Source organism: Oceanivirga salmonicida (assembly GCF_001517915.1).
GTDB lineage: Bacteria > Fusobacteriota > Fusobacteriia > Fusobacteriales > Leptotrichiaceae > Oceanivirga > Oceanivirga salmonicida.
Genome location: NZ_LOQI01000144.1, coordinates 1 through 937, shown reverse-complemented (window position 1 = coordinate 937; position 937 = coordinate 1). Strand labels below are relative to the sequence as shown.

Annotated in this window: 1 protein-coding gene; it reads right to left on the bottom strand. The window is 19.1% G+C overall.

What is annotated here, in order from left to right; all coding sequences use genetic code 11:
- Window positions 1-937, bottom strand: a 937-nt coding sequence (locus AWT72_RS08650; protein ID WP_197407660.1) for a hypothetical protein, incomplete at both ends; no start/stop codon positions are given.

Genomic DNA, 937 nt, shown 5'->3' with positions numbered 1-937 from the left:
CTTTGTTCAAATGAAAATCTTATTATAGTTGTTGTTATTATGAATAAAGTTATTAAGAAAAATAAACTTGAAAATATTAAACTAATAGCATTCATAGATTCAATATTGTTATAAATATTTAAAAAATTAGCATTATCATATATAGTCGCTATATTGTAACTTGGTTTTATTAAATTTTCTTTAATCTTATTTAATTCTTTTTCCTTAGTTGAAATTTCTTTTCTAGATTTTCTAATTTGACTATACCCATTTTTTATTTTGGATTTTGATTTATTAAGTTTATTAACATTTCCTGCAAATTCATTATTATATTTTTGTATTTCAAATTTCAATTTATTTTCATTTGTTATTATTTCTTCATTCGCTTTTTCTAAACTTGATAAACCTTCTTCAATTTTTTTCTTATTTTTTAATAACTCATCTCTTGTTTGTAAAACTTTTTGTAATTTAATTTTATTTTCATCTATTTTAGACTTATATTCCAAATATTTAGAATTTGATAAAAATATGCTATCTTTTCTTGCTTCTAATTTTTCTTCTTCTTCCTTAATTTTACCAAGTCCAACTAGTACCTCAGGTATTTTTTCTTCAAGTTCTGATAATCCATTGTTTATTTTTTTATAGTTTTCAAGTAAATCATCTCTTTTACTATCTATTACTTTTTTATTTTTTTCAATTTCTAATCTATATTTTTTAAAATCTAATCTTGCATTATATAATTTATTTTCTTCTTTTTTAATCGTATTTTCAGATTTTTTTAATTCATTATAATTTTCTGTAAGTTTATTTTTTCCATCTTTTAACTCTAATAATCCTTCGTCAATGTCATCTATTATACTTTTTCTAACTTCATCTGGTCTATTTTCAAAAATTTTTCTAATTTTTTCTTTAATATTTCTACTAAATAGCAAATGTTTTTTAGAAAATATATTAATTT